Origin of the sequence: Pelosinus baikalensis (assembly GCF_020819555.1) — a bacterium.
GTDB lineage: Bacteria > Bacillota > Negativicutes > DSM-13327 > DSM-13327 > Pelosinus > Pelosinus baikalensis.
This window is the reverse complement of the sequence record NZ_JAJHJB010000044.1, coordinates 28,780-36,278: the sequence shown is the minus strand read 5'-3', so window position 1 is coordinate 36,278 and position 7,499 is coordinate 28,780. Positions and strand designations below refer to the sequence as shown.

Annotated in this window: 6 protein-coding genes; 1 reads left to right on the top strand and 5 read right to left on the bottom strand. The window is 36.7% G+C overall.

Features of this window, described 5'->3' with window-relative positions:
- Positions 1-154 precede the first annotated feature (154 nt).
- The 5 genes from hflX to LMF89_RS21525 all read right to left on the bottom strand — a co-directional run bounded on the left by hflX (position 155) and on the right by LMF89_RS21525 (position 7,022).
- On the bottom strand, positions 155-1,957 hold the full coding sequence (hflX, locus tag LMF89_RS21545) for a GTPase HflX (RefSeq protein WP_229536888.1): 1,803 nt from the start codon (positions 1,955-1,957) through the stop codon (positions 155-157).
- Positions 1,958-2,177: 220 nt separating this feature from the next.
- Positions 2,178-3,656, bottom strand: coding sequence for an Lsa family ABC-F type ribosomal protection protein (locus tag LMF89_RS21540; RefSeq protein ID WP_229536887.1), 1,479 nt, complete (start codon positions 3,654-3,656; stop codon positions 2,178-2,180).
- Positions 3,657-4,272: 616 nt separating this feature from the next.
- Entirely contained in the window at positions 4,273-4,965 is a 693-nt protein-coding gene (locus LMF89_RS21535; protein WP_229536886.1) for an aspartate/glutamate racemase family protein, read from the bottom strand.
- A 677-nt stretch (positions 4,966-5,642) separates the two neighbouring features.
- On the bottom strand, positions 5,643-6,596 hold the full coding sequence (locus LMF89_RS21530; protein ID WP_229536890.1) for a Bug family tripartite tricarboxylate transporter substrate binding protein: 954 nt from the start codon (positions 6,594-6,596) through the stop codon (positions 5,643-5,645).
- A gap of 210 nt (positions 6,597-6,806) precedes the next feature.
- Complete coding sequence (locus LMF89_RS21525) at positions 6,807-7,022, bottom strand: hypothetical protein (protein WP_229536885.1); 216 nt, start codon at positions 7,020-7,022, stop codon at positions 6,807-6,809.
- 304 nt (positions 7,023-7,326) lie between these two features.
- On the opposite strand from LMF89_RS21525, the gene LMF89_RS26345 reads away from it, so the two are divergent.
- Positions 7,327-7,499: AraC family transcriptional regulator (locus tag LMF89_RS26345; protein ID WP_369412676.1), on the top strand; the 173-nt coding region annotated here is incomplete at its 3' end.

The following is a 7,499-nucleotide window of genomic DNA, read 5'->3' as shown; positions in this document are numbered from 1 at the left end:
ATTTTTGAAGTGATCATTTTTTTCTAGTGAGGGCTTGACTTTAGTTAGCTGGTCTCTTGACACATTCAATCTTACATTTACACTACACATATATATAGAAAGAAAACATAACATCAGAAACTTCTAGCGTGTTTCTAGAATTTCTGGCGGAAAGTTATTCATTAACTTCAGCTCCTATTGTATATATACTGAAACGGTTAATTTCATCAGGAGGCAATGATATCAAAACATAAATGCCCTCCTCCCGATATTCAGTGGAATGTACAGTAGATACATCATATAATTGGGCGATAATACTACTATCACTGTAAGGTATTAATAAAGAGATCTCAATTTTCTGTTCTTTTAGGAAAACGGCAATTAATCCCAGCAAATTTTCAGTACCTACCCCTGACAATGCCGATATTGCAATACTGTTATCCTGCTTTAATAATTGATCTAACAAATCTTGGTTGCCTATTCTATCAACTTTATTAAATACAGTAATTAGATTTCTTGTATCGACATTCAGTTCACCAAGTACCTGATACACTATTTTACTTTGTTCTTGGTATTGTGGATGGCTCACATCAATGATATGTAGGAGCAAATCTGCTTGTATGACTTCTTCCAAGGTGGCGCGAAAAGCTGCAATTAGATGATGAGGAAGCTTTTGGATGAAACCTACTGTGTCAGTTAAGAGTGTGGTTTGTCCATCTAGTAAAGTCATGTGCCGTGTTGTAGGGTCAAGTGTAGCAAATAATTTGTCTTCTGCAAATACATCTGAGTCAGTGAGAGTATTTAGCAGAGTTGATTTCCCCGCATTTGTATAGCCTACTAAAGCAACTGTTGGAATTCGTGTACTTTGGCGACGTTTACGATGTAAATTTCGTTGTTTTTCTATGTTTTCAATTTTCCTTGTGATATCGCCAATGCGGTCTCGTATTCGTCGTCTATCGACTTCGAGTTTGCTTTCGCCAGGACCTCTTGTGCCAATGCCTCCGCCGAGTCTTGACAAAACCAGCCCTTGCCCCCCTAGTCTTGGCAAACTATAACGTAATTGGGCTAATTCGACTTGCAATTTTGCTTCATGAGAACGAGCACGCTGGGCACAAATATCTAAAATAAGGGCTGCACGGTCGAGCACCTTAGTATTGAGTTGCTTTTCGAGATTACGTTGTTGTGCTGGAGACAACTCATCATCAAAAATAATAAGGTTAGCACCTTTTTCTTGCTTTAATAAATTAAGCTCTTGTACCTTACCCTTACCAATAAATAATGCAGGGTCAGGTCGTTCTCTTTTTTGCCAGGTCATATCCAACACTTCAGCACCAGCTGTTTCCGCTAGTTGTTCTAATTCCTTTAAAGAGTCCTGTATCTCCCATTTGCCTTGTCGTTCAAGGCCCACTAATATCGATTTCTCTGGTTCGGCAATAGCACTGGTTCTAGTATTCAGTTCCAATTGACGTTCAATTTGTGATGCTAAGTACGTCAAATCTAATTCAATAAATTCCTCTAGAGATAATGGTCCAATTGTTTGTGTATGAAAAGTATCATTCTTGACATCAGTAATAATACCAAAACTAACTTGAATTATACTATCGAGTTGTCCAATCGCAGCCATTAAATCAAAACGCACTTGTTTCAAGGACGCAATATCCACACCGCTAAGCTCAGTATCACCGCTCGGATGAGTATGAATACACCGTGTACCACTTAAACGATTTGCAGAGCGGCGACCGTCGATTTCAGGCAAGACGACTGCAATGCTATCCCCTACTGCAACAGCTGTAATCTGCCCCCGTCTATTTATATATACAGCGATTTCACGTTTAAGGTCTTCTGTAATTTCAATCATCTTTTGTGCCAGCTCAGAGGTTACAACTTGTCCAAAAGGCACTGTAAACTCATAGAGTTGTTCTATTCTTGTCAGAAAAGTTTTACGTATACCATCAATTTCCCCATGTATTGTTGACATTAGATCACGCTCCTTTATGTTATTTTCTGAAAAAATAGAACGGTTTCCATGCAGAATAATAACTGGAATAACTCCTTTCATTTAGTATATTCCAGTTATTTTTTTGTTTTTATCTTTTGAATTAATTCTATCCAGAGCATGGGAATGTCATGAATGCCGCTCCAGTCGACATTGACCACGAATGGCCACGGATGGGAATTGGCGGCGTTACTGGATAAAGTTAAAGTTCAAAAATCTTTGTTGCAATATTTTTGTAAAATTCTCTGTCATGTTCCACAAATAGTAACGTTGGCGAGTATTCAAGCAGTAACTCTTCTATTTGCATGCGAGAGATAATATCAATAAAATTAAGCGGTTCATCCCAGATATGCAAATGAGCTTTCTCACAAAGACTTTTTGCAATCAGCACTTTTTTCTTTTGGCCGCCACTAAAAGCTGACATATCTTTTTCAAATTGAACTCTGGAAAAATCAAGCTTTCTTAAAATAGATTTAAAAAGGCTTTCGTCAATCTCATTATTTACAGCATAGTCAGTTAAATTACCTTGAAGATGTGATGTGTCCTGGGAGACATGGGATATTTTAAGCTGACTTCCTTTCCTAAAAATTCCTGTATAGTTTATATCCTCACCACAAATAAGCTTAATAATGCTTGTTTTTCCGGAGCCGTTTTTACCTATAAGCGCAATTCGCTCACCTTGTTCTATGGTAAAGCTGACATCTTTACAAACCATCGTATCACCATAAAAAATTGAAACATTTTCAAGTTCGGCAAGTCGGTTTTTGTGATAAGTTATTTGGGAAATCTTTAGACTGTCGGAGTGTTCAATATTTTTGAGAAGTTTAGACTTTTCATCAATAGCGGATTGCTGTCTGTTTTCGATTGACTTGGAGCGTTTCATCATCTTAGCAGCCTTATGGCCAACATAACCTTTATCCAGCTTTGAACCGGAGTTTGTTGTTCCATTTTTTGTTTTTTCTACCTCATAGGACCAATCGCTCGTTCGTTTGGCAGAATCCTTTAAACGATTAATGTCTTTCCTAAGCCTTGCATTTTCTGCAAGTTCAAAGCTATCCTGCCTTTTTTTATTTTCCCACCAGCAGGAAAAATTGCCTTTTTGAATTTCTATATTTGTCTTATTAATTGAAATAATATGGTCAACGCAGTTATCAAGAAACGATCTGTCGTGCGATACTAGAATAAACCCACTTTTGGTATCGAGATAGTCACTGACAAGTTTTCTTGCATTAATATCAAGGTGATTGGTTGGCTCATCAATCAATAGAAAACTGTTTTCTTTAAGAAACAAAGTAGCAAGCAATACTTTGGTTTGCTCGCCATAGGATAATGAATCAAAAGGACGATATAAAATATCTTCAGAAACTTCTAGCAATGAAAGTTCACGCATCAATTTCCAGTGAAGATAGTCTGGAAAAATATCACTGATTACATCAAGAGTAATATTTTCCTTGTTTACTACATGGAAAGGAAAATATTCAAAGCTGACACTTGCAGAAGTATTACCTGTGTATTCATATTTACCAAGCAATAAATTGAAAAATGTTGTCTTACCTCTACCATTTCTTCCCGTAAATCCTAATCTCCAATTAGTATCTATTTGAAAGCTTACGTTTTCAAATATGTTATCATAACTGCCATCATAAGCAAACGTCAGGTTTGTAACATTGATTAACGACATAAATTTATCCTCCTGTATGAAAAATATAAAAGCTGCAAGAAAGTCAATTCTTGCAGCTCATAAATACAGCAAAGCCATACCCATCTTAGGCATGACGAGGATATATAGTCTGAGTGAAAGGAATTAGTAACTTTCTTGCATAACAATAACAAAACAAGCAAATAATTTTGCTTTGACAGTTTTATTATGTTTATAATTAGCAAGAAAAATTACATTCTTTTCAACTCCAATCGTTATATCAGAATTATATCATACGCATTTTCAAAATTCAATATGAATCAAAAAAGCTTAGGATTGAATCAGAATAATTGACGGTTTTAGTGCAAAATTTTCATAAAGTCATAAATCAGCCAATATTTCACCTAAATATCAGGCTAGAACAGTTCGGGACGGTTATTGTGAAAACAAAATGTGCACCAAATTCCAAAAAGGGCGAACTCAAATAAGCCTATCCGAAATAGGTAAAAACGCCCTTGTAAGTTAAACTGTTCTGTATTGCAAACCGGAAGTGTCAAGGGGACGGGGTTGTCGACAGCCTCTCAATAATTCCAGTGTCGATAACCCCGTCCCCTTGACACTCCCGTCCCCTTGACACTCCTTTTCAACAACAAGTCAACTATCTCAATGAAAATTCAACTGCAGCTGTAGCATGTATTTGAGTCGTATCGAAAATTGGCACTATACTATCTTTTTGGCTAATTAATAGAGGAATTTCTGTGCACCCCAATACAATACCTTCTGCTCCAATGTTATGCATGTGCTCCATGATTTTTACAAATGCTTCACGCGACGATTCCAAGATTTTACCCAATACCAATTCATGGTAAATAATAGAGTGAATCACTTCACGCTCATCTTGATCTGGTATAACCACCTCAATACCGTGTTTTTGGGCTAAACGACCTTTATAAAAATCTTGTTCCATAGTAAATTTTGTTCCTAGTAGAGCGACTTTACGCAATCCCCTTATCTTCACTTCATCCGCAGCGGTATCTGCAATATGCAATAAAGTAATGCCTACTTGACTTTCAACCGCATTTGCCATTTTATGCATCGTATTCGTACATATGACCATAAAATCTGCACCACCTTTTTTCAAGCGCATCCCCGCGTCAATCATTAATTCAGTAAGCTTATCCCACTCTCCTTGATGCTGCAGCTTTTCAAATTCCGCGAAATCAACGGAATACATTATGCTTTTTGCTGAATGGGTACTACCCACTTTATCTCTAACTAATTCGTTAATTATGCGATAATATACAGCCGACGATTCCCAGCTTAATCCACCAATCAAACCAATAGTTTTCATGCTTATCTCTCCTTGATTCTTAAGGCTTAACTCAAAAAATATAGAAAATTATAGGGACAGGGGCCATGTTTCACGCTTTCCATACCCGTATTGATGATAGATCTATTATTCGAGCTATTGAGGCAATCCCATCTTTTTGCCTCATGTCATCAATATAGAAACATAAGATTTTCTTTGAAAGACAGTATCCTATATTTCTATTCTATTTACCATTAAAATACAAAATTCCTGCATATCTTGGCATACTGCTCCCCCTAATACAAAAAATATAGGGACAGGGAATGTGTTTCATACCCTCTCTGGGAATTATATTATCTAAAACGGTGTCCCTGTCCCTGTATTTTCTTTTATCTAAAACGGTGTCCCTGTCCCTGTATTTTCTTAATTCCTATTCCTTTTTCAGCCAAATACCTATTTATATATTCAGTCACATTTAACTGATCTATTTCCTTCTCTTCGCGGACATCCAGAAAGGTTCCCTCACTAAACTCATGATTGAACCTTACAAACTCTATTTAGAAGCGAAGTGACGGTTCATTTGCTTCCCTTAAAGGTGCTATACCTTAGAAATATAAGAAGCAATAGAACCGTCACTGATTTTCGAGAGGGTGAAACTATGTGGATTTCTCCATTCGGATTAGTAGCGAAAGCCTGCTGGGTGAGGGCTTATTTGTTATCTATTGTTTTTGAACCTTGATTATATTTAAGATACCGGTTTTTTGTATAGTTTCACTGATTTTTTTATTTTCCACTATCCAAAATTCTTCAGATTCCTTGGGATCCAAATATTTATATTGAAGACCTATGTTTTCAACATTTTTTTTGAATTCAGGATCAGTAATCATTTCTTTTAAACCTTCAGCTAATTTAGCTTTTATCTCAATGGGAAGTTCTTTTGGAACGGCTACACCATACCAATTGCTAAATTGAATATCAATCCCCTGCTCTTTAAACGTCGGCACATCTGAGAATACCGGATCAGCTAGCCTTTGGTCTGTTGCTACTGCTAACACTCTTATTGTACCGCTTTTTATATGCTCTTTAACTTGTGCTGGACCAATAATTGCAGCTTGAACATGTCCGCCCAGTAAAGCCGTTACGGCTTCTGAACCGCTATTAAAAGGAACTTGCTCAAATGCAATTCCTGCAGATTTAGATAATTGTTCACCAACGATATGATTTAGAGAGCCAATACCAACATGACTGAATTTCAACTTTTCTGGATGAAGTTTTCCATCTTCTATAAATTCATTAATGTTTTTCCACGGTTGATTAGCTTGGACGGCCAGTACCATTGGTACTGACGCAAATTGAGCTAGAGGTTCTAAAGAAGTTGGATAATTGTATTTTGTAATTCCGTAATTTGGTTGTAAAAGTAATTCAATACTGGCCATACCAATTGTATACCCATCGGGATTGGAACTGGACAATTCATTCCATGCTATGGACCCTGTTGCACCGGCTTTGTTGATAACAACCAAAGGTTGTCCTAAATGTTTTAATGTTACTTTTTCCAGCATACGTGCTAATATATCGCTACCACTCCCTACACCGAATGGCACAATGATATTGATTGGTTTATTTGGATACTTCTCGGCCACCTGAGGCGTAATTTCCTTTGAACTTTGCATGCTTGTACAACCTCCAATTATCATTGAAATAGCTAATAAACAAGTTAGCAATAATAATAGTTTTCCTCGCATATAACCACCTCCTTAATTTCTAAATATACTACATTTTACAGAAAACCCCTGCAATAAAATGTAAATTAATACAAAAATTGATATATAATAATAAAACCCTATCCGGCGCGTTGAAGTGATATGCTCCCCTTGAGAATGTCAAGGGGACAGGTCCTTTGACACTTGCAACTTTCTTACCATTTCACGGTTTAGTTCCAATGTCTCCGCAATCCCTCTTAGGGACAAGTTGGATTTTTCCATTAGAAGCTTTATCAGTTCCTCTCTTAGCGATTTATTGCCTACACTTCTCAAATCATTGATTCCTATTCCTTTTTCAGCCAAATACTTATTTATATATTCAGTCATGGTTGCCATGTACGTTTCCTCCTTTCCGCATAAAATAACATCGGGCCAAGTTGGCCCGATGTGTTTTTTGGGGGTATATAAAACGGTTTGCCAGAGTAGATTTATTAATCAAATTTTATTATAATACAATTGAATAATCTTTACAGATAGTCAATTCTGATTATTTATAATCTGTGCAGTAATTAAAGGCATCCGTAAACTCCTGCTGCAGTCAAATTACGGAGGCTATCGGCAAGCACCTTATCTCATATGTGCAACTCAAATCAAGTAATTTACTGTGGAGACTGATATACTGGAGAAAGGAGTGAAGCAAATGTCTGTACAAACAATAGAAGCAATGGCAAAGTGGGTAGAAAATAACATAACGGAAAACCCAAGCCTGCAAGATATGTCATCATATGTTGGTTATTCACCGTATTACTGCTCTACAAAGTTTCGAGAGCACATGGGTATGACATATAAACAATTTCTTGCCCAATGTAAATT

Coding starts and splice junctions, on each gene's coding strand:
- LMF89_RS21525 (WP_229536885.1), bottom strand. CDS start 7,022: ATGGCAACCATGACTGAATATATAAATAAGTATTTGGCTGAAAAAGGA.
- LMF89_RS21530 (WP_229536890.1), bottom strand. CDS start 6,596: ATGCAAAGTTCAAAGGAAATTACGCCTCAGGTGGCCGAGAAGTATCCA.
- hflX (WP_229536888.1), bottom strand. CDS start 1,957: ATGTCAACAATACATGGGGAAATTGATGGTATACGTAAAACTTTTCTG.
- LMF89_RS21535 (WP_229536886.1), bottom strand. CDS start 4,965: ATGAAAACTATTGGTTTGATTGGTGGATTAAGCTGGGAATCGTCGGCT.
- LMF89_RS21540 (WP_229536887.1), bottom strand. CDS start 3,656: ATGTCGTTAATCAATGTTACAAACCTGACGTTTGCTTATGATGGCAGT.